The sequence below is a fragment of the Campylobacter sp. 2018MI10 genome, from assembly GCF_018501175.1.
Taxonomy (GTDB): Bacteria; Campylobacterota; Campylobacteria; order Campylobacterales; family Campylobacteraceae; genus Campylobacter_E.
Genome location: NZ_JAHCZD010000010.1, coordinates 1 through 22,518, shown reverse-complemented (window position 1 = coordinate 22,518; position 22,518 = coordinate 1). Strand labels below are relative to the sequence as shown.

The 22,518-nt window shown below is 29.5% G+C and carries 17 protein-coding genes; 10 read left to right on the top strand and 7 right to left on the bottom strand.

Annotated elements, in window-relative coordinates; all coding sequences use genetic code 11:
- Positions 1-160 precede the first annotated feature (160 nt).
- Together gatA and ileS are read right to left on the bottom strand one after the other, a co-directional pair.
- On the bottom strand, positions 161-1,522 hold the full coding sequence (gatA, locus tag KJR01_RS05720; RefSeq protein ID WP_214117706.1) for an Asp-tRNA(Asn)/Glu-tRNA(Gln) amidotransferase subunit GatA: 1,362 nt from the start codon (positions 1,520-1,522) through the stop codon (positions 161-163).
- Between the two features lie 94 nt (positions 1,523-1,616).
- Complete coding sequence (ileS, locus tag KJR01_RS05715; protein WP_214117705.1) at positions 1,617-4,349, bottom strand: isoleucine--tRNA ligase; 2,733 nt, start codon at positions 4,347-4,349, stop codon at positions 1,617-1,619.
- A 75-nt stretch (positions 4,350-4,424) separates the two neighbouring features.
- Here ileS and KJR01_RS05710 point away from each other — a divergent pair, with 75 nt between their 5' ends.
- Together KJR01_RS05710 and KJR01_RS05705 are read left to right on the top strand one after the other, a co-directional pair.
- Positions 4,425-5,510 carry a CinA family protein gene (locus tag KJR01_RS05710; protein ID WP_214117704.1) on the top strand — a complete coding sequence of 362 codons (1,086 nt, stop codon included), beginning with the start codon at positions 4,425-4,427 and terminating at the stop codon, positions 5,508-5,510.
- A complete protein-coding gene (locus KJR01_RS05705) occupies positions 5,507-6,163 on the top strand; it encodes a uroporphyrinogen-III synthase (RefSeq protein WP_214117703.1) in 657 nt (218 codons plus the stop codon). The genes KJR01_RS05710 and KJR01_RS05705 overlap by 4 nt, the downstream gene beginning before the upstream one ends.
- 24 nt (positions 6,164-6,187) lie before the next feature.
- Here KJR01_RS05705 and lepA read toward each other — a convergent pair whose 3' ends face one another.
- The 3 genes from lepA to KJR01_RS05690 all read right to left on the bottom strand — a co-directional run bounded on the left by lepA (position 6,188) and on the right by KJR01_RS05690 (position 10,629).
- Positions 6,188-7,975 (bottom strand): translation elongation factor 4, encoded by a 1,788-nt coding sequence (lepA, locus tag KJR01_RS05700; RefSeq protein WP_214117702.1) that lies wholly within the window; start codon positions 7,973-7,975, stop codon positions 6,188-6,190.
- An 84-nt stretch (positions 7,976-8,059) separates the two neighbouring features.
- Positions 8,060-9,424, bottom strand: a complete 1,365-nt coding sequence (locus KJR01_RS05695; protein ID WP_214117701.1) for an L-serine ammonia-lyase — start codon at positions 9,422-9,424, stop codon at positions 8,060-8,062.
- A complete protein-coding gene (locus KJR01_RS05690; RefSeq protein ID WP_214117700.1) occupies positions 9,421-10,629 on the bottom strand; it encodes an aromatic amino acid transport family protein in 1,209 nt (402 codons plus the stop codon). The genes KJR01_RS05695 and KJR01_RS05690 overlap by 4 nt, the downstream gene beginning before the upstream one ends.
- A 399-nt stretch (positions 10,630-11,028) precedes the next feature.
- On the opposite strand from KJR01_RS05690, the gene KJR01_RS05685 reads away from it, so the two are divergent.
- Positions 11,029-12,429 carry an alanine/glycine:cation symporter family protein gene (locus KJR01_RS05685; RefSeq protein WP_350028233.1) on the top strand — a complete coding sequence of 467 codons (1,401 nt, stop codon included), beginning with the start codon at positions 11,029-11,031 and terminating at the stop codon, positions 12,427-12,429.
- A 38-nt stretch (positions 12,430-12,467) separates the two neighbouring features.
- On the opposite strand, the gene traF is transcribed toward KJR01_RS05685, so the two are convergent.
- Positions 12,468-14,201, bottom strand: coding sequence for a conjugal transfer protein TraF (traF, locus tag KJR01_RS05680; protein ID WP_214117698.1), 1,734 nt, complete (start codon positions 14,199-14,201; stop codon positions 12,468-12,470).
- 451 nt (positions 14,202-14,652) lie between these two features.
- Between traF and KJR01_RS05675 the strand changes: the two genes are divergently transcribed.
- The 4 genes from KJR01_RS05675 to KJR01_RS05660 are packed head-to-tail and all read left to right on the top strand — an operon-like array spanning position 14,653 to position 19,628.
- The gene (locus tag KJR01_RS05675) at positions 14,653-16,131 is read left to right on the top strand and encodes a DASS family sodium-coupled anion symporter (protein ID WP_214117697.1); all 1,479 of its coding nucleotides are present in this window, start codon (positions 14,653-14,655) and stop codon (positions 16,129-16,131) included.
- A 52-nt stretch (positions 16,132-16,183) separates the two neighbouring features.
- Positions 16,184-16,903, top strand: coding sequence for a fumarate reductase cytochrome b subunit (locus tag KJR01_RS05670; protein WP_214117696.1), 720 nt, complete (start codon positions 16,184-16,186; stop codon positions 16,901-16,903).
- Positions 16,904-16,921: 18 nt separating this feature from the next.
- Positions 16,922-18,913, top strand: coding sequence for a fumarate reductase flavoprotein subunit (locus tag KJR01_RS05665; protein WP_214117695.1), 1,992 nt, complete (start codon positions 16,922-16,924; stop codon positions 18,911-18,913).
- Complete coding sequence (locus KJR01_RS05660; protein ID WP_214117694.1) at positions 18,906-19,628, top strand: fumarate reductase iron-sulfur subunit; 723 nt, start codon at positions 18,906-18,908, stop codon at positions 19,626-19,628. Before KJR01_RS05665 ends, KJR01_RS05660 begins: the two co-directional genes overlap by 8 nt.
- A gap of 51 nt (positions 19,629-19,679) precedes the next feature.
- On the opposite strand, the gene KJR01_RS05655 is transcribed toward KJR01_RS05660, so the two are convergent.
- Positions 19,680-20,087, bottom strand: coding sequence for a hypothetical protein (locus KJR01_RS05655; protein ID WP_214117693.1), 408 nt, complete (start codon positions 20,085-20,087; stop codon positions 19,680-19,682).
- A gap of 67 nt (positions 20,088-20,154) precedes the next feature.
- Between KJR01_RS05655 and KJR01_RS05650 the strand changes: the two genes are divergently transcribed.
- The 3 genes from KJR01_RS05650 to KJR01_RS05640 form a co-directional block, all read left to right on the top strand.
- The gene (locus KJR01_RS05650) at positions 20,155-20,982 is read left to right on the top strand and encodes a prephenate dehydrogenase (RefSeq protein WP_214117692.1); all 828 of its coding nucleotides are present in this window, start codon (positions 20,155-20,157) and stop codon (positions 20,980-20,982) included.
- 166 nt (positions 20,983-21,148) lie between these two features.
- The gene (locus tag KJR01_RS05645) at positions 21,149-21,904 is read left to right on the top strand and encodes a cache domain-containing protein (RefSeq protein WP_214117691.1); all 756 of its coding nucleotides are present in this window, start codon (positions 21,149-21,151) and stop codon (positions 21,902-21,904) included.
- Positions 21,879-22,518 (top strand): HAMP domain-containing protein (locus KJR01_RS05640; RefSeq protein ID WP_214117690.1); only part of this gene is annotated, 640 nt, incomplete at its 3' end. The genes KJR01_RS05645 and KJR01_RS05640, both read left to right, overlap by 26 nt.

Genomic DNA, 22,518 nt, shown 5'->3' with positions numbered 1-22,518 from the left:
AAACTTTATTAATTTACAATTTAGCCACTATTTAGATAGTTAATTTACGATAAAAAAAGGTAGAAAGTATAAAAATTACATAATATAAATATTAAGCAAAGTGCTAAAAGTGATTAAAATCTATTTTAAATTCTTAGAATTTAAAATAGAATAGGGTAGGTTATTTAACAGCGTTTTCCAAACTTAATGCTGCATTTAATAAGTTTTGCTCATCAAATCTTTTTGCTACTAATTGAACGCTCACATTTAAATTATCTTCAGTTTTAGCAACAGGCACGCTAATACCTGCAAGCTTTGCAAGATTAACTGAAATAGTGAAAATATCTTCTAAATAGCTTTCAACAGAACTAGTCTTCGCATCAAATGATTTTGGAAGACTTGGTGCAACAGGCATTAGTATTAAATCATTATCGCTTAAAATTTCATTGTATTTTCTAGTGATAACTTCTCTTACTAATTGAGCTTTTTTATAATATGCGTCAATATAACCACTTGAAAGCACGAATGTTCCTAATAAAATTCTCTTTTGAACTTCAAGCCCAAAACCTTCGCTTCTAGTATTTACATATAACTCGTTTAAATCTTTAAATTCCTTAGCTCTATTGCCATATCTAATCCCATCGTAACGGCTTAAATTAGCACTTGCTTCAGCACAAGCTATTATATAATAAGCAGCTACATCGTATTTACTATCAGCAAGGCTAACTTCACTTATGGTATGACCACAAGCTTTTAATTTATCTATAGCTTTATAAGTTTGTGTTTTTATTTCATCAGAGCATGAATCTATATAATTTTTAATAATTGCGATTTTGTATTTTTTATTAGCGTCTAATTTATCAAATGTAGGCACAAATTGAATATCAGCACTAGTGCTATCAAACTCACAATGACCTGCAATCGCATCGTATAAAATACTAGCGTCTTTTACATTTTGAGTTAATACTCCTATTTGGTCTAAACTACTTGAATAACTAGCAAGTCCATATCTGCTAACTCTTCCATAACTTGGCTTAAAACCTACACAACCACAAAATGCAGCAGGCTGGCGAACACTTCCACCTGTATCGCTTCCTAATGCAGCAAGAGCTATTTTTGCACCTACCGCAGCAGCACTACCACCACTACTTCCACCTGGGACTAAAGCATTATTTAAAGGATTTAAGGTCTTTCCATAAAAGCTTGTTTTTGTAGTATTACCCATAGCAAACTCATCCATATTACATCTTCCAAATGGTGCGAATTTGTGTTTTTTCATATTGCTAATCACACTTGCATCATAAGGTGCATAATATCCTTGCATTATTTTTGAACCATTTGTAATGCTCCAGCCCTTAACTTGAATATTATCTTTAATAGCTACAGGCACTCCTAGATAATCAACATCATCTAAAGGAGTATTGATTAATTGCTCTACATAAGCTCCTAAATGTTTGTTTTCTAATGCTAATTTATTTAGTTCTTTTTTTAATTCTATTAATTCATTATCACTTAATTTTAATGCTTGTTCTAAAGTTATCATTTCTTTCCTTTATTTACTAAAATTACTCCAATAGCACTAATTATAGCTAATACTATAATAGTGCCGACTATTAGCTCTAAGCTAACAGGTTCGCTCATTTTAACACCCTTTCGCATCTAGGACATAAGCTTTCTTCGCTTAGGCTTAAGTATTTCCAACATCTAGGGCATTTGCATAGATTTGATTTTATGATTTTGTATGTTTTATTATCAATTTCAAAACTTGCCAAAGCTTCGTTGTTATTTAAAGCTTCAATTTTACTTAATGAATAAAAATCAGCTGCTTCTTCATAATTTAATATCACTTCATCATTAGTAGCTAGATTTAGCTCTAATGTGCTTTTGATTATTTTATCTTTTTTCAATATATCAATTTGCTCGTAGAATTTAACACGAGTTTTTAATAAATATTCATAATCGTTTTTGCTCGGTGTGATTTTACTAGCAAAATCAAAATCTTCTAAATCAAAAATACTCTTAATATCGCCTAATATAAATTTGTTTGCGTGTTCACAAGCTTCATTTGTAGTATGAGTTAATACAGGTGCTAGTAAAACTAATAATTTTTTAAGTATTAAAGCCATTGCAGTAATTGACGCTGTTCTTTTGCTATCTTCTTTAGCATCACAATACAAGCTATCCTTACAAATATCAAGATAAACACCACTTAAATCAGCACTTAAAAATGTGCAAAGTGCATTCATACCTTTAGCGAAATCATATTCTAAGAATGATTTTTTGTAAAGCTCAAACACATTATTAGCTTTATTTAAAATCATTTTGTCTAAATCACTGAAATTATAATTATAAGCTTTTAAATCACTTGTATTTGCTAATAAAAATCTTATTGTATTTCTTATTTTTCTATATTGTTCGCTAGTTTGTTTTAATATGCTTTCGCCTAATTTAACATCAGTTGAATAATCACATAATGTTATATAAAGTCTAAAGATTTCTAAGCCATAATTTTTTGCAATTTGTTCTGGCGCTATTACATTGCCTAGACTTTTACTCATTTTTCTACCTTTTTCATCAACGGTAAATCCGTGAGTTAAAACTGCTTTATAAGGTGCTTGTTTGTTTAAAATAACGCTTAATAACAATGAGCTTTGAAACCACCCACGATGTTGGTCGCTTCCTTCTAAATACATATCAGCTTGAGTTGTTTTGATATCGTAATTTCCACTAGCTAAAACAGCGTTAAATGTAGAGCCACTATCAAACCAAACATCTAAAATATCAGTAACTTTTTCTAATTCATCTGCTTTATATTTTGAATTAGCTGGTAATAAATCTTTAATATCTTTTTGCCACCATACTCTTACGCCTTCTTTTTCAAATATGTTTGCAAGGTGTTCATAAAGTTCAAAATCCATAATCAAATTCCCTGATTTATCATTAAAGAATGCTAAAGGCACACCCCAAGAGCGTTGTCTTGAAATACACCAATCAGGTCTATTACTAATCATAGTTCCTATTCTATTTCTTCCTGCTTTTGGATAAAAACTCACTTCATCAAGTGATTTTTGAGCTAATTCTCTTAAAGTCATACCATTGTAAAATTCTTTATCCATAGCTATGAAAAATTGTTTAGTAGCTCTATAAATTATTGGTTTATGAGTTCTCCAGCAAAATGGATATGAGTGTATAAATTTAGAGCATTTTAAAAGACTTTCGCCCAATAATTCAATAATTACTTCATTTGCTTTAAATACATGCATTCCTAATAATTCAGGTTTATTTGGCACTAATCTTTTGATATTTTCATCATAACAACCATCATCTCCTACAGGCATTTCTACTTCAATGTTATATCTTAAACAAGCATAATAATCATCTTCTCCGTGTCCTGGTGCAGTATGAACTAAACCACTACCGCCATCCATTAAAACATGCTCTCCTGTTATGAATTGAGATAGATTATTGTTTAAAGGATTTAATGCGTTTGTATTTTCTAAAAAATCTCCTTTAAATTCAAGCACAGGTTTAATATTAAATTCTGCTAAATCTTCTAATCTTTTTTTAGCTACGATAAGACCATTTTCTCCTAAAACATATAGCTCATCTTTATTTAGTGCGATTGCTTTATTTGCTGGTAAAGTCCAAGGAGTAGTAGTCCAAATAACAGCTCTTGCATTGTTTAAAACACTATCATTTGCTCCTAAAGATTTAAGTTTTGCTTTTGCATCATCGTTTAGTTTGAATGCTACGAAAATTGAATAATCTTCTTTATCTTCATATTCAACTTCTGCTTCAGCTAAAGCACTTTTAGCAGCCCAACTCCAATAAACTGGCTTACTTCTTTGAATTAATAAACCATTTTTAGCTACTTCTAAAAGAGTTTTGTAAATATTTGCTTCAAATTTAAAATCCATAGTCAAATAAGGCTTGTCAAAATCTCCAATTATTCCTAAGTCTTTAAATTCTTTCATTTGAATACCTATGAATTCTTTTGCGTGTTCGGTGCAAGCGTCGTGAATTTCTTTTATACTTGGATTTTTATCTTTTAATTTGATTTCAACTTGTTGTTCAATAGGCAAACCATGGCAATCCCAACCAGGAGTATATGAAATTGAATTATTAGCTAGAAAATATCTAGTTTTATTAATCATATCTTTTAAGATTTTATTTAAAGCATGACCTATGTGTAAATGCCCGTTAGCATAAGGAGGGCCATCGTGTAGGATAAATTTAGGTGCTTTTTTATCTCTTAATTGTGCGTATGCAAATGATGAAAATTTTTCAAAACTTTTTTTCTCGTTTTCATAAAGATTTGCTCTCATCTCAAAAGTAGTATTGGGTAATAATAATGTATCTTTATAATCCATAAATGTGCCTTTAATATTTTTTGATTGTTAAAATGCACTTATTTTGCTATACTTTTTTAAATAAAAGGATAAGAAATGAAACATTTATTAATATATTTTACAAAAGATTTGAGTTTTAATAGTAGTTTTTGTGAATTTGTAGATAGAAGTTTGGCTAAGAAGAATTTGTTTGCTAATACTATCATTAAGCTTAATGATGATGATTCTAAATTAAATACTCTTTTAGAAATAGATGTTAAAAAATATGAATTAGTAACGATAATTGCTGATGAACATTCTTTTTCTATGATTAATAAAATCCTAGCTACATTAAAAGAATGTGAATTGAGTTTAATTGATGATGAGTTTATAGTAGAAAATCCTAAAGATTATAAGAAAAATTCAGTTTTAATAGATTTAAATGGGGTTATGATTAATATATTAAAAGCTAGTATGTTTTATCTACCTGAAATTTTGCATAATACAAAACTTAGTTATGATTTTTTAATAAGTGATTTGGATTTAGAAAGTGCTGAAATATTATTAAATACTAGCGTAAAGCCTTATGGAGTAAGTCTTAATATTTATTCACTACTTGATAATTTATTATATGTCAAAGTAAATACTAATGAGTATTCAGATGAAATAGGGCTTTTAAATTCCGTTAAATCATTATTCCCTAAAAAAGTGATTTTTGCTGATAATTTATACGAGCATATAATTAAAAAATTAAAAGAAAATAACAAAAAATTAAGCTTCGCAGAAAGCTGCACTGGTGGATTATTGGCTAGTAATTTTACTAAAATTAATGGCTCAAGTAGTGTTTATGAAGGTAGTGTTATAACATATTCAAATAAAAGCAAAAAAGCTTGGCTAAATGTAGAAGATATTCATTTAGAAAATCAAGCAGTTTATTCTCAAAATTGTGCTTTAGCAATGGCTACGGGGGTATTAAAATTAACTAAGGCAAATTACGCTATAACTTGCACGGGGGTTTTAGGAGATAGCGATGATTTAGGCGTTAAAAGCGGTGTAGCTTTTATATGTGCTATTAGTGATACAGGCTTGATTTTACACGAGAGATTAGAATTACTTGGAGATAGGATTTATAAGCAAAATCAATGTGCTTTAGCTTGTGCTTTATTGCTTTGCAAACTTGAAAGAGAAGTGTTTTTTGAATGATTTATGTAGTTGGTTTAAAAAACGAAACAAATATAAAGAGTATTTTTGTAAATGAAATAATTTTTAATGATTTTAGCATTAATGATGATTTTGATGCTTGTATTTTTACTAGCAAAAATGCCGTTAAATCTTGTGTATTAAATAATATTAATCTAAAAAATAAAAAGATTTTTAGTATAGGTTTAGCAACTACGAAATACTTAAATAGTTTAGGCTTAGATGTGTTTTATACAGGCAAATCAGCTCACGCGAGTGAATTTAAAAACGAGATATTGCCACTGCTAAATAATTTAAAATGTGTTTATTTTAGGGCTTTAAATATTATAAGTGATTTAGATGAGTTTTTAGATTCAAATAATATTAGCCTAAGGTCTGTAATAGCATATAGTAACACTAGATTAAATACGCCTTTAGATAAGGATTTAAAGCCTTTTGTAAAGTCAATAAATAATGAAGATATATTGATATTTTTAGCACCATCAGGAGTGCGTGATTATGAATATTTTTTCAAAACTTTTCCAAAAAATATAATAGCAATAGGAAAAAGCACTGAAAATGAATTAAAAAAATATAATGTAAAAAATATCTTTGTTTCAGACTATCCTACTTTGCAAGATTGCTTAAACCTAGCTAATACTTTAAATAAAGTTTAGGAATTTCAATTTGAAATTCCTTTTTTAATCAATCTTTAAAATACTTAAAAATGCTTCTTGTGGTAAAGATACTTTACCTATTGCTTTCATACGCTTTTTACCTTCTTTTTGCTTTTCAAGTAGCTTTCTTTTTCTAGTAATATCCCCGCCGTAGCATTTAGCAGTAACATTTTTACCCATTGATTTTACATTTTCACGAGCTATGATTTTATTACCTATACTTGCTTGAATTGCTACTTCAAATAATTGTCTAGGCACAATATCTTTCATAGCTTTTACTAAATCTCTACCTTTGCTTAAAGCCTTTTGATTTGGCACGATAATACTTAACGCATCAACCGCTTCTCCTGCCACTTTTATATCAAGCTTTACTAAATCTCCCACTCTATAATCACAAAATTCGTAATCAAAACTAGCATATCCACGAGTAAGTGATTTTAATTTATCATAAAAGTCCATAATAATTTCATTCATAGGTATATCGTATTCAAGCAATACTCTATTTTCTGTTATATAATCCATTTTTGTTTGTATTGCACGGCGATTATTTAAAAGAGTAATTAAATTTCCTAAAAACTCGCTAGGAGTTATTATGGTAGCTTTTACATAAGGCTCTTTTATGTGGTCTATTTTATTTACAGGTGGTAAGTCGCTTGGATTTTGGATATTTAATACGCTTCCATCAGTTAAATTAACTTCATAAGTAACACTAGGAGCGGTTGCTATTAGATCCAAATTAAACTCACGCTCTAAGCGTTCTTTTATAACTTCCATATGCAATAAACCTAAAAAGCCAACCCTAAAGCCAAAACCTAAAGCAAGTGAAGTTTCTGGCTCGTATGAGATTGAGCTATCGTTTAATTTTAATTTATCTAAAGCATCTCTTAAATCTTCAAATTTATCAGTTTCAATTGGATAAATCCCCGCAAATACAAAGGCTTTTGCTTTAGCAAAACCTTCAATTGGTTCTGTTGCTTTATCTTTTGCTAGGGTTATTGTATCTCCTACGCTAATTTGCGCTATGTCTTTTAATCCTAATACAACGATACCAACTTCTCCTGCTTTAATTGTATTTGTTGGCATTGGATTTAGTGGGTGTGGATAGCGTAAATCTAATACATTATGCTTTACGCCTTCGTGCATTAAATATATTTCATCGTTTTTATTAATCTCTCCATCCCTTACTCTAACTAAAGCTAAAGCCCCTAAATAGCTATCAAACCAGCTATCATAAATTAGTGCTTTTAGCTTATTTTGATTACTTTTTGGTGCAGGAATTCTCTCACAAATTGCTTGTAATAATTCAGCAATTCCTATCCCAGCTTTTGCACTAACTTCTATTGCATTAGAACAATCAATTCCTATTATATGCTCAATTTCAGCCTTTACTTTTGCAGGATTTGCTGCGGGTAGGTCAATTTTATTAATTACAGGAATTATTTCTAAATCATGCTCAATTGCCATATAAACATTCGCAATTGTTTGTGCTTGAACGCCTTGTGAAGCATCAACTACTAATAATGCCCCTTCGCAACTTGCTAAACTTCTACTAACTTCATACGAAAAATCCACATGACCTGGGGTGTCAATAAGATTTAAAATATAATTTTCTTTATTATAAGTATAATTTAATCTAACTGATTGAGCTTTTATAGTAATTCCACGCTCTTTTTCTATATCCATAGTATCCATTACTTGCTTACTCATTTTGCGTTGCTCTATAGCATTGCAAGTTGTGATTAAACAATCTGCTAAAGTGCTTTTACCATGGTCTATATGTGCTATTATTGAAAAATTTCTTATATTTTGCATTAAAGTTCCATTATTTTGATGTGATTTTTAATATTAACAAAAAATAATAAATTACAGATTGTAAAAAGGGCATAAAGCCCTTTTTTAGCAAAATTTCTTGTAATTTGTAGCTAGACCTGCAAGGCTAGTTTCTTTATATCTTGTATCCATATCCTTGCCTGTTTCATACATAGTTTTAATAACCTCATCAAGCCCAACGCTAGGAGCACTCTCTCTATCCATAGCCATTTTAGCTGCACTTACAGCCTTTATCGCTCCGAATACATTACGCTCAATGCAAGGAATTTGAACAAGTCCTGCAACAGGATCACAAGTTAGCCCTAAATGATGCTCCATTGCAATTTCAGCAGCAGAGCAACAATCAATCGGACTTGCCCCCATACTAAAGGCAAATGAAGCAGCTGCCATTGAAGAAGCTGAGCCAATTTCTGCTTGACAACCTGCTTCAGCTCCACTTATACTTGCGTTTTTCTTAAACAATGAACCTATCGCCATTGATACTAATAAAAAGTCTCTAATGTCTTTTTCACTCATACTTTTTACATGCTCTTTTAAGTATAAAAGCACAGCAGGAACTACTGCGCAAGCTCCATTGGTTGGAGCAGTTACTACACGATTACCCGCTGCATTTTCTTCTGAAACACTCATAGCATAAAGGCTAAAATAATCTATAAAATCCAAATCACCCTTACGATTTAAATTCTTATCATCTAAAAGCATTAATTTTTTAGCTAATGCAGGAGCTCTTCTTTTAAGCTTGATTGGTCCTGGTAGGATTAGTTCATTTGAATTAGCACCTGCTTTAAAGCTATCTTGCATTGCTTCATAAATCTCTTTGCAATAATTATTTATATATTCTTCGCTATTAAAATTAAGCTCATAAAGCATTGCAATTTCGGCTATGTTTTTATTATATTTATTACATAACCACAAAAGCTCCGTCGCACTATCAAAAGAATAATCATAATTTTTTTCTTGATTAGTTTGATTAGTTTTACTAATCTCATCTTCACTTTTAATAAAGCCACCGCCAACTGAATAATAAGTCTTAGATTTAACACAAGTATTATTTGAAAACGCTTCAATCGTTAAAGCATTTTCGTGATAGCTTTTAAATTCTTTAGAAAAAATAATATCACTATTTTCATCAAAATCTATTTCAAATTCATTTCCTAATAAAAGCTTTCTTTCATTTAATCTTAATAATACAACTTGTTTTTGTTCTGGGCTTATTGTTTTTACATTTAAGCCACTAAGACCTAAAACCACAGCAATATCGCTTAAATGCCCTTTACCTGTAAGTGATAAAGAGCCAAATAAAGTAACTTTTATCCTAGTAATTTCTTTTAAATTTAAACCTTTTAAAAACTCATTTCCCGCAACAAAAGGTCCAACTGTGTGCGAACTTGATGGACCAATGCCGATTTTAAAAATACTTAAGTTACTCATAAGTTCATCTTATAAATTACACTTGTAATTGTGATAATTCCCATAATAGCTACGAAATAACAAGCCGCACCATTTTTATAAACTCTTAGCTCTGGGATTTTATATATAGCATATACAGGCATTAAAAATAATATTACAGCAATAATAGGACCGCCTAAATCTTCTATAAATCCTAAAATACTAGGGTTATAGTAAGCTACTATTATCATAGTTACATACATAAATATAGTTGTAAAGGCATTATTTTTACTAACAGCTTTTCCGCTTACTTTTTTAATAAGTCCATTTAAGCCTTCTCTAGCACCAAAATAGTGTCCAAAAAAGCTAGTTAAAATTGCCAAAAATGCAACAGCAGGAGCACCATAACTTATAATATTTCCATCAAATTTATTAGCAAAATAGCTAAGGATTGGAATATTTGCATCTCTTGCAATAGCAAACTCATTTTTATCAAGACATAAAATACAAGAAAATACAAAAAACATAACAAATACTAATAAAAGCGTAGCATTATTAAATAATATTTGCTTTCTTTTTGCGTCCGAGTTTTCTTTATATTCATTATATGTATTTAGGCTAAAAGTTGAAATCGCAGGAGAGTGATTAAAGCTAAATACTAATACAGGTAAAGTAAGCCATATTGTGCTAATAAATTCCTTTGCACTTGGAACTTCACCTAAAACTTCTAATTTCCAATGTGGAATTAAATAAAGTGAAAATAAAAATAGTATTAAGCATAATGGATAAACAAGCCATTCACAAACTTTAGTAACTAAAGTTTCATTAGTAAACATTACAGCCATCATAATTGTAATTAAAACAATAGCCAAGATTAAGCGATTTGGCTCGGCTAAGCCTAATTGATTTACCATAAATGAGCTTATAGTATTTGTAATACCAACCCCATAAGCAAGACAAATAGGATAAATTGCAAAAAAGTATAAAAATGTAATCACAATTCCTACTTCTTTACCAAAATATTTATTCACTGCATCAGTAATATCTCCACCTTTAGTAGAGCCTACAAAATATGATAAGAATAAATGTGATAAATAAGTCATTGGGAAAATTAATACACACATTAAAACAATAGGCCAAAAGCCACCAGTTCCTGCACGAATAGGTAAGAATAAAATTCCAGCACCAACAGCAGTGCCAAACAATGAAAACATCCAACGATTGTCAAATTCGCTCCATTTTTTCATTATTACTCCTTAAAATAATTTAAAGCCGCTATTTTAATTATATTTATATAACTTATTATAAATTTAAATCAAACTTTTAAAATAAATGTTACAAAATGTAACAAAATATTAAAATTTATAAAAAATAATATGATTTTGATATTTATTATCTTTTATTTATTATAATAACTTCGTTTTTTTTAAATTTAAAGGAGATATTATGAATTTATTACATCCAAAGAGCTTAAAAGACATTATTAAAAAGCCAGATAATCAAAAAAATCCTTTTGAAAGATTAATTATTGCTTGCGAAGATAAAAGCAGTAAGCATAAGTAATTAACCAAAAACGCTTGAATTTATATATAATGATTTTTTGAAATTTTTATCAAGGAGAGCGTTTGCAAAGTTTATTAGAAGAAATACATTTATTTTTAGATTTAATAAATGGTTATTTGTATACTTATTTTTTAGTATTTGCACTAATTATTGTAGGTGTTATTTATACTATTAATACTCGTTTTGCTCAGTTTAGATTGATGGGTAATGTTTTAACATTATTAAAAGAAAAGCAAGACAACAAAGACCATGTTAGTAGTTTTGAAGCTTTAATGATTTCAACAGCTTCAAGGGTTGGTATCGGAAATATCGCTGGAATTAGCACTGCAGTTGTAGTTGGTGGTGCAGGTGCATTGTTTTGGATGTGGGTAATGGCATTTATAGGTGGTGCAAGTGCATTTGCTGAAAGCACATTAGCTCAAATATATAAAAGTAAAGATGAAAATGGTTTTCGTGGAGGACCTGCATATTTTATTGAAAAAGGCTTAGGAAATAAATTTTTTGGTAAATTATTTTCAGTTATTTTAATTATTACTTATGCTTATGGATTTAATGGGCTTCAAAGCCATACTATGACTTCAGCATTTGAGATATATTTTCCTGATAACTTTAGTAGTGCAAGTATAATTATAGGGATTATTTTAAGTGTTGTTGCTTTTGCATTATTCTTTTCAAATTCAAAATCACTTGGAAAAGTAAGCTCAATTATTGTTCCTATAATGGCTTTTGTTTATATTTTATTAAGCATTATTGCTATGGCTATGCACTATGATTTAATACCATCTGTGTTTAAAATGATTTTTAATAGTGCTTTTGATTTTCAAGCTATTTTTGGTGGATTTGCAGGTAGTGTTATAGTAATAGGAATTAAGCGTGGATTATTTTCAAACGAAGCTGGTATGGGTTCTGCTCCAAACGCAGCTGCAGCAGCAAATACAAGCCATCCTGTAAAACAAGGAATTATTCAAAGTTTTTCAGTATTTATTGATTTAATTATATGTTCATGCTCTGGATTTTTAGTATTGTTCTCACAAAGTTACATTAATCAATTATCAACTGGCGAAACTAAATTAAATGCTTTACCTATGGTGCAACAATCAATGATGGAATATTATGGTACTTGGGGACTTCATTTTATAACTTTTGCAGTTATTTTATTTGCTGTAACTTCATTAATCGGTAATTTTTACTATGCAGATGCAAATGTTAAAAACCTTACAAAAAACAATTTAAACGAATTAGTTTTTAAAATAAGTGCGGTTGCTATGGTATTTATTGGTTCTCAATTAGATTTAAAAGTAGCTTGGGATTTAGCAGATATTACAATGGCTGCAATGGCTTCTATAAATATCATTGCTATTTTGTTATTAAGTCCTATTTTAATAAAATGCTTAAAAGATTATGATGAGCAAAAGAAAAGAGGTTTAGACCCTGTATTTAGCGCTAAAAAATTAGGTATTAAAAACGCTGAATGTTGGGATTAAGCAAGATTTGAATTAGGTTAAATCCTAATTCAAATTCTTTACCATTTATATCCAAATCCTATTCTTAAATCAAAATAATTAGGCACTTTACTTGAAACCTTGCAAATATCTTTATCGCAATTACTAGACTTTAATCCACTTGCTAAGGCTATATCAAATATATTAAAGAAATTAGCTCCCGTTGTAAGTATAGTCCCATAATCTTTTTTAATATCATAAGCTAAGCCACCCCTTAGATTAAAATAATCATTAAATTCGTATTTAACACCACCGCCTAACATTTGAGATTTATTGTATTTATTTGATAAAGTTGTGTTTGTAACTAAATCAGTATCAAAAGCAAAAGTAAAATCACTATATTTATATGCTAATCCAAATCTTACTTGCGGATTTAATCTCATACTACTTGAATGGAATTTGATTTTAGGATTATTTAAATTTTTAATAACCAATCCAGTAGAAAAATCATCAATACTATATAATGCCCCTATATCTATTCCAAAAGTATTTGTTGATTTTGCATTATGCAAATCATTTTTAATATTTATATCTTTAGAATTAACTCCATTCATATCTATTTTAATGCCTTTTTCTACTTGATATGCTTGAATATTCATATATTTTAAACTAGCACCTAAACTAAGCTCTCCATAAGGCATTATAAAACCATTTGCGTAGCTAATTGGCACTTCTGTTATCATTAGCATTGTTGTATTTAAAGGATTTTTTACACTATCTTGCATTGCTGAATGATTTAAATATTCTTCTTCGCTTACATTGGTTACGAATAGTTGTGAATTGCTTTTAAATAATTTTAAATAAATATATCTATCATCATCTTTTATTTTTATTATTAAACTACTTTTTTCTTTATTTAATGAAGCATAAGTATTAAGTGAAATCGTATTAAATAAGCTTACAGCAAAAGCACTTAAATCCCCTAAATTATTGTTATATTCTAAACCACTTAATATATTTAAATTAACTTCATTGTCATAAACTGCATTATAAATTAATTCAATATCATTTAAGGTATTTTCATCAAGAAAGGTATCTAATTTAGTATCTCCAATATCTAACAATAAATCATCTAAATTAACATTACCATCTTTTGAATTCTTTATCACATCTAAGACATTTTTTGTATCGGTATCACTTATTATATTTGTTAATAATTTTGTATCAACACCATTGTTATTTAATTCTTCATTTGTATTATTTGTTGAAGTTATTAGTTCGGTTTTGATTGTTGTAGATAATTCATCATTATCTTGCATTTTATTTTTTAAATCACTAATTATATTGTCTAGTTCATCTTTAGTTAAATTATCATCTAATTCATCTTTAAAAGTTTTTGCTAATAAGGCTAAATCTTCATTATCGCTATTTGTGTTTCTTAATATAAAATCATCTATAACACTACCAAAATTACCAAATTTTAAATTATTAGCTCTTGAATTGTTGTTTGGATTAAAAATATGCTTTATTTTGCTTATATTTGCTTCAATTTTTTTATTTATAGATTTATCAAGATTAGATAATTCTAAAAGATTTTTTTGATTATAATTTGCTCCAAAACTAAAATTAACTCCATTTTTAGAATAAATCAAACTAGCAGGATTATAATAAGCTGCAAAATCATTATCTTTAAGTGCAACTCCAGCATATCCCATACTCAAAGGTATATTACCTAAACTACCAAATTCTAACGCCAAAGCACTAAAGCTAAAAGCACTAAAGCTAAAAGCACTAGTTAATATTATTTTTTTCATAATTTTCCTTTTTAAAATATTAAAAATTATATAGTTACTTTATTATTGTTACTTAATGTATCAAAAAAATAATTTTTAGATTATTTTATTTAATTAATTGGCTTAAAAAATATAATTTTTTATAAAATCTCTCAAAAGGAGATTAGTAAAATGACAAGCAAATTATTTGTAGAATTACTTTATAGCGTCGGCTTTATAAGTTTGTTTTTATTATTAGGAATATTTTATAAGCAAAAATATTAAATGGAATTTTGGTTTTTACTAATTTAGCTTTTAATAATGCAAATGATGATTAAAAATTAACCTTAAAATATTTTAAGTTTAAATTGTTTTTAAATTAAAGCTTAAAAATAGATATTAATTTTTTAAAGTTAGATGATTATTTAAAAAATTAAGATTTTCTTTAGCTTTTTTGGAATATATTAATTTCAACTTAATTTTAGGAGTTAATATGAAAGGTAAGGTTCCGTTGTGGAAATTTATCGCACCAGTTGTTGCTGGTTTGCTTGTGTTTTTGCTTTCGTATTTATTTGCTGATTATTCTCAGCTTAGTATGAATGCTTGGATTTATGTTAGCATTTTTGCTGCTTTAGTTGTAGGGCTTATCTTAGAGCCTATGCCACCTGCTTTTTTAGGTATTATTGCTATAGCTTTAGCAGTATTATTTAAAGTTGGACCTGCAAAATCAGGCGAAGTTGGTGCAAAAATTACTTCAGAAGCTGCAATTAATTGGGGTTTAACTGGATTTTCAAATTCTGTTGTGTGGCTTATTTTTGCTTCATTTATGATAGGAATTGGCTATCAAAATAGTGGTCTTGGTAAAAGAATTGCTTTAATTTTAGTAAATAAATTAGGCAAATCTACTTTAGGTTTAGGCTATGCAATTGCTATTGCTGATTTAATTTTAGCTCCATTTATTCCGAGTAATGCTGCAAGAAGTGGTGGAACTATTTATCCAATAGCTACAAGTATTCCTGCTATGTATGATAGCTCTCCTGATAAAGAACCAAGAAAAATAGGTGCTTACATAGCGTGGGTAAGTCTTGCTACTACTTGTATTTCAAGTTCAATATTTTTAACAGGTCAAGCACCAAACCCACTAGCTTTAGAGATATTATCAAAATCAGGTATTGCTGTAGTTGATTGGATGGGTTGGTTTTTATGCTTTTTACCTATTGGTATTATTTTGTTTTTAATCACTCCTTTATTAACTTATTATATCTATCCACCAGAAGTTAAAGGCTCTAGTAAAATTAGTGCTTGGGCTAAAGAAGAATTAGTAAAACTTGGCTCAATTAAATTAAAAGAATTATTAATGTTAAGCATTTCAATTCTTGCTCTAATTTTATGGATAGGTTCAAAGACTTTTGGAGTTAGTGCTACTACAACTGCTTTAATTGTAATTATTCTAATGATAGTTACTAATATTATTACTTGGAATGATTTTTTAGCTAATAAACCAGCGTGGAATGTTCTTACTTGGTTTGCTACTTTAGTAACAATGGCAGGTGGATTAAAAAATGTTGGATTTTTAGAATTCTTATCAAAATATACTGATAGTTTATTAAGTGGTATTAGTCCTACTTTAGCAGTATTTATATTATTACTTGTGTTTTGTTTATTAAGATATTTCTTTGCTTCTGGGACTGCATATGTTACTGCAGTTGTTGGAGTGTTTGCAATTATTGCAAGTAAAATTGCTGGTTATGATGCGTCTTTTATTATGATGTTTTTACTAGCTCCAATGGGTATGATAAGTGTTTTAACGCCTTATGGGACAGGACATAGCCCAATTTGGTTTGCGAGTGGTTATATTAAAGGTGCAGAATTTTGGAAATTAGGTGCTATTTTTGGAGCTATTTATTTACTAATTTACACACTTATTGCGTATCCGTGGTTTAAATTCATTATTCCACATATTTTTTCGTAGGTCGTTTGTTAAACATTAGTAAAATGAGAAAAATTTAAGAAAAGGAGTTAAAGTGTCTAGTAAAATTGAAAATTTTTTAGGCAAAAGAGTTGATGGCACTAAATCACGCTTACCTGCTAAGCTTGATTTTTATCAAAGTGCTACTGGTTTAATTCTAGGGCTTTTTATGTGGGGACATATGCTTTTTGTTTCTACCGTTTTAATCAGTCCTGAATTTTTTGAAGCTACGGCTAAGTTTTTTGAGGGTTCGGCTATTTTTGATACACCAAAACCTGCTTTAGTATCTTGTATGGTGCTTATTATTTTTATTATTTTCTTTATTCACGCTGCTCTTGGTATGAGAAAATTACCAATTACTTATCGCCAATGGCAAATCGCAAGAGAGCATTCAAAACTAATAAAACACGAAGATACAACGCTTTGGGTTATTCAAGCCTGTACAGGTTTTGTTATGTTTTTCTTCGCTTCAATGCACCTTGCAATGATGTTTTTTAATCCTGAAACTATTAGATTTTTAGGTGCAGTTGAAAGAATTGTAAATCATAATATGTGGGCGTTTTATTTAATTTTATTATTCGCTGTTGAGCTTCATGGTGGTATTGGTCTTTATAGACTTTGCGTTAAATGGGGCTGGTTTGATGGAAATGATGTGCATACTGCAAGAGCTAGAAGAAAAACTCTTAAAAAATTAAAATGGGTTATTAGTATTTTCTTTATAGTTTTAGGACTTGCTAATTTAGCAGTATTTATAAAAGCTGGTATTAGCTTATAACAAACAGAAAGGCTTAAAATGAAAGTAGAATTTAGTGATGCTTTAATAGTTGGTGGTGGTTTAGCAGGACTTAGAAGTGCTGTTGAAGTTGCTAAAAGTGGTCAATCAGTTACGCTTTTAAGTATTTGTCCTGTTAAGCGTTCTCACTCAGCTGCGGTTCAAGGTGGTATGCAAGCAAGTCTTGCTAATAGTAATAAAGGTGAAGGAGATAATGAAGATTTACACTTTGCTGACACCGTAAAAGGAAGCGATTGGGGATGCGATCAAGAAGTAGCAAGAATGTTTGCTCAAACTGCGCCTAAGGCTGTTCGTGAGTTAGCTAGTTGGGGCGTGCCTTGGACTAGGATTACAAAAGGTCCTAGAAATGTTGTTATAAACGCACAAAAAGTAACGATAGAAGAAAAAGAAGAAGCACACGGACTAATAAACGCAAGAGATTTTGGTGGGACTAAAAAATGGAGAACTTGCTATATTGCTGATGCTACAGGGCATTGTATGATTTTTGGAGTTGCAAACGAAGCAATTAAGCACAATGTAAAAATCATAGATAGAATGGAAGCTCTTAGAATTATTCACAAAGATGGAATTTGCTTAGGTATAGTTGCAAGAAGCTTAATTGATGGTAGTTTAACTGCATTTGTATCAAAAGGCACAATGATAGCAACAGGTGGATATGGTAGAGTTTATAAACAAACAACAAACGCTGTTATTTGTGAAGGAACAGGTGCAGCAATGGCACTTGAGACAGGATTATGCTCTTTATCAAATATGGAAGCGGTTCAATTTCACCCAACTCCAATTGTTCCAAGTGGGATACTTTTGACTGAAGGTTGCCGTGGTGATGGTGGTATTTTAAGAGATGTTGATGGATACCGCTTTATGCCTGATTATGAGCCTGAGAAAAAAGAATTGGCAAGTCGTGATGTTGTAAGTCGCCGTATGATGGAACATATTAGAAAAGGAAAAGGTGTTAAAAGTCCTTATGGAGAGCATTTATGGCTTGATATTTCAATCTTAGGTCGTGCTCATGTTGAAAAAAACTTAAGAGATGTTCAAGATATTTGTAAGACATTTAATGGAATTGACCCTGCTGATGAAGGTCCAAAAGGTTGGGCGCCGGTTCTTCCTATGCAACACTATTCAATGGGTGGAATTAGAACTAAGCCAAATGGAGAAACTCCAAAGATGAAAGGTCTTTTTGCAGCAGGTGAAGCAGCTTGCTGGGATATGCACGGATTTAATAGACTTGGTGGAAATAGCTGTGCTGAAACCGTTGTTGCAGGTATGATTGTAGGAGATTATTTTTCTGAGTATTGCAAAAATAATACAATAGTAGCTGATATGCAAGTGGTTCAAAAATTCTTAAACGATGAAGCAAATTATTTAAAAGAAATAGCAAATCGTGAAGGTAAATATAATATTTTTGAAATCAAAAACGAAATGAAAGATATTATGTGGGAGCATGTTGCTATTTTTAGAACAGGCGAAGGATTAGAATACGCAGTAAAACGCCTTGAAGAATTATTAATAGAGAGCAAAAAAGTAGCTATTAAAGATAAAGAATTAAATTGCTCAAATCCAGAGCTAGAAGAAGCTTATAGAGTTCCAAGAATGTTAAAAGTTGCTTTATGTGTTGCTCGTGGTGCGCTTCTTAGAACTGAAAGCCGTGGGGCTCATTATAGAGAAGATTATCCAAAAAGAGATGATTTAAATTGGATGAAAAGAACTATGACTTATTGGGATGAAGGCTCAACTTTACCTAGAGTTGAATATGAAGACCTTGATATTATGAAAATGGAAATGCCACCAGCATTCCGTGGTTATGGTGCAAAAGGAAATATAATTGAAAATCCTTTAAGTGAAGTTCGTCAAAAACAAGTAGATGAAATTACAGAAAAATTACAAGCAGAAGGTAAAAGTAGAGCAGAAATCCAAGACGCACTTATGCCTTATGAATTACAAGCTAGATTTAAAGCAGCTAATCAAAGAATAGGGGTTGATTATGAGTAGGAAACTAACAATAAGGGTATTTAAATATAATCCACATAGTAAAATTAGCAAGCCACATTTTGCTACTTATACATTAGATGAAACTAGTGGTATGACTATTTTTATAGTTTTAAATCAAATTAGAGAAAAATTTGATGCAAGTTTGAGTTTTGATTTCGTTTGTCGTGCAGGAATTTGTGGCTCATGTGCAATGATGATTAATGGAAAACCAAAATTAGGTTGCAAAACTCTTACTAAAGATTATCCTGATGGAGTAATTGAGCTTATGCCTTTACCTGCGTTTAAGCATATTAAGGATTTAAGTGTTAATACAGGTGAATGGATGGAAGGTATGTGTAAAAGGGTAGAAAGCTGGATACATACTGACAAAGTTACTGATATTTCTAAGATTGAAGAAAGAGTTGAACCAGCAGTTGCTGAAGAAACATTTGAGCTTGATAGATGTATTGAATGTGGTATTTGTATAGCTTCTTGTGCAACTAAAGTTATGAGACCTAATTTCATAGGTGCTGCAGGACTTATGAGGGCTGCAAGATACGAGCAAGACCCACACGATAATAGAACTTTAGATGATTTTTATGAATTAGTTGGTGATGATGATGGAATTTTTGCTTGTATGAGCTTACTTGCTTGTGAAGATAATTGCCCTAAACAATTACCACTACAAACAAAAATCGCTTATCTAAGACGCAAATTAGCTACAAATAAAGGCTAAAAATATTAAGAATTTGAAATAAGATTTTATTTCAAATTCTTTTTTCACTACTCATAAAATACTTAATAATTTTGCAAATAAAACTATCAAAAAACATATTATCAAGGCTAAAATATGAGCTTGTTTTACCAAAAAATGTTCTTTATTGTTTTTAAATCTCGCTATATAAATACTAATAAAAGTTATAAAAAGCATTAAAATTACTAGAGTTATTTTGATAAAAAACATAATTTTATTTATATTTGCAAAATTAGTATATTCATTATATGCTAGATAAATTCCGCTAAGAATTAATACAACAAAGCTAAGTGCATATAAAATACCTGAACTTTTAAAATAAGCCTTTTTTAGCTCATTAGCTTGTTTTAACCCATAGCATAAAATCGCATCAACAAATACATAACCTATAAAAATAATTGCTGAAAATAAGTGTAAAAAAATCACAATAAAATCAACCATTTAAACTCCTTTTTTTAGAAAAATATTATATTATTTTGCATATATAAATCTTAATTAAGGATAAGTTATGAAAGCAGTTGTAATTGGATTAGGATTAATTGGTGGCTCATTGGCTTTAAATTTGATGAAAAACAAATTTATTAGTGGAGTTTATGGAATTGATTTAAATAAAGAACACGAAAAAGAAGCTTTAAAGCTTAATTTAGTTCATGAAATTATAACTTTTGATGAGATTAAAACTTGTGATTTGATTTTCTTATGTGTTCCTGTTGGGGCTATTATTGAAATTATTAAACAATTAAAAGATATTCCAAAAACTACTACAATTATAGAATTTGGTAGCACAAAAGAAAGTATTCAAAACGCAATAAGCGATGATTTAAAAGAGCAATTCATACTAGCTCATCCAATGGCAGGAACAGAGCATAATGGTCCTAGTGCTGCTAAGATTGATTTATTTAAAAACGCTGTTTGTGTATTGTGTAATACCGAAAATACGAGCGTATTTCATCAGCATAGAACCATAGAATTATTAAGTAATATTGGAATGAGAATTACTTTTATGAATGCAAGCTCACACGATCATCATAGTGCTATCATATCTCATCTACCGCATGTAATCAGCTTTTCTTTAGCAAATTATGTGTTAGATTGCGAAGATAAGAAAAATATTTTACACCTAGCAGGTGGTTCTTTTGCTGATATGAGTAGGATTGCAAAGAGTAGCCCTGCAATGTGGGAAAGTATTTTTAAAGAAAATAAAATAAATGTTTTAAATGCTCTTGATGGCTTTATAAATGAACTAAATGAGTTTAAGCAAATGATAAATAACGATGAATATCAAAAGCTAAACGAATGGCTTAAGAATGCAAATAAATTAAAAGAGATTTTATAATTTCATTGATTTCAATTAATATATTTTTAATTGAAATCATAATTTTTCTTATTATTCCTTAAACGCTTAAACCATTGCTACATAGATATTTAAAAATTTTTTTTCTATTAAATATTATTCAATTCTTTAATTGTAACATTAACGCAATTTTTTAAAAAGGAGTATTATGAAATTAACAAACAAAATTCCAGCATTAATTGCTATCCCACTTGTAGTTTGTTTTATCATTTTATGCTTAGTGAATTATTCTAGTTCAAAAACTGATTCATTATCATTTACTGATAAAGCTAAAGAAAACGGCTTAAATGCCACTATGCTTTATGTAGATTCTTATTTTAATTCAAGAATAAATTTTATAGAGCAATTCTCACCAATTTTAGCAAATTCAATTAGTGAAGATAATCAAGATGAGAATATTTTTAAAATTCTTAAAAATTATTTAGGAATTTCAAATTTCTCGGCTTTATTTATTGGTATGGCTGATAGTGGTAAGTTTTATTATATTAGTTCTAATAATGAGCCTTACATAGTAAAAGACCAAGATGCAAGAAGTAGGGGTTGGTATAAAGATGCTATTAGTGCCAATAGAGCTTTATTAAGTAAAGAAGTTTATCCTGATGAGAGATTAAAAGAAAAAGTTATGACAATTTCAGCACCTATTATTAAAAATGGCAAAATCATTGGAGTAATTGGTGGAGATATGGCATTTAAAGATTTAAAAAATCAAATTTTAACTTTACATTTTTCTAAGACCAACACAATATTTGCTTATGATGATAAATTAGAATTTGTAATGCACCCAAATGAAGAATTTGAATTAAAACAAGATGATGTTATAAAAATGATTGAAAATAATCTAAAAGATGGCATTTCAGTTCGCTATACCTTTAAAGGTGATGAAAAAAACTGCAGTATGTATTAATTCAAATACAACAGGCTGGAAATTCTGTAGCACCAATTTAACTAGCGATATAGATGATACTTTAAATTCTTTATTAAAACAAAATATAACATTATTTTTCGCTTCTTTAGTGATTATTTTATTATGTTTATTCTTCTTAATCAAATTCTCACTTCGCCCACTTGAAATCATTCAAAAAGGTCTAAAAGAAGTATTCGCACTAATAAATCACGAAAGAAAAACAGCAAGTAAGATTGATTTAAATTCTAAAGATGAGTTCGGAGATATGGCTAAAGCTATTAATGAAAACATTGAAAGAACAATCAACTCACTTACTCAAGATACAAACGCAGTAGAACAAAGCGTTCAAACAGCAGCAGCAATTGAAAGCGGAGATTTAAAAGCAAGAATTACTCTAAATCCTGCAAACCCACAATTAATTGAATTAAAAAATGTCTTAAATAAAATGCTTGATACTTTAGAAGAAAAAGTTGGAGCTAATACAAACTCAATTGAAAAGATATTTGATGAATATAGCCAAAACGACTTTAGAAATGAAATAAAAAATGCTAAAGGTAGAGTAGAACTTGCAACTAATATGTTAGGTAAGCAAATAAGAGATATGTTAAAAACAA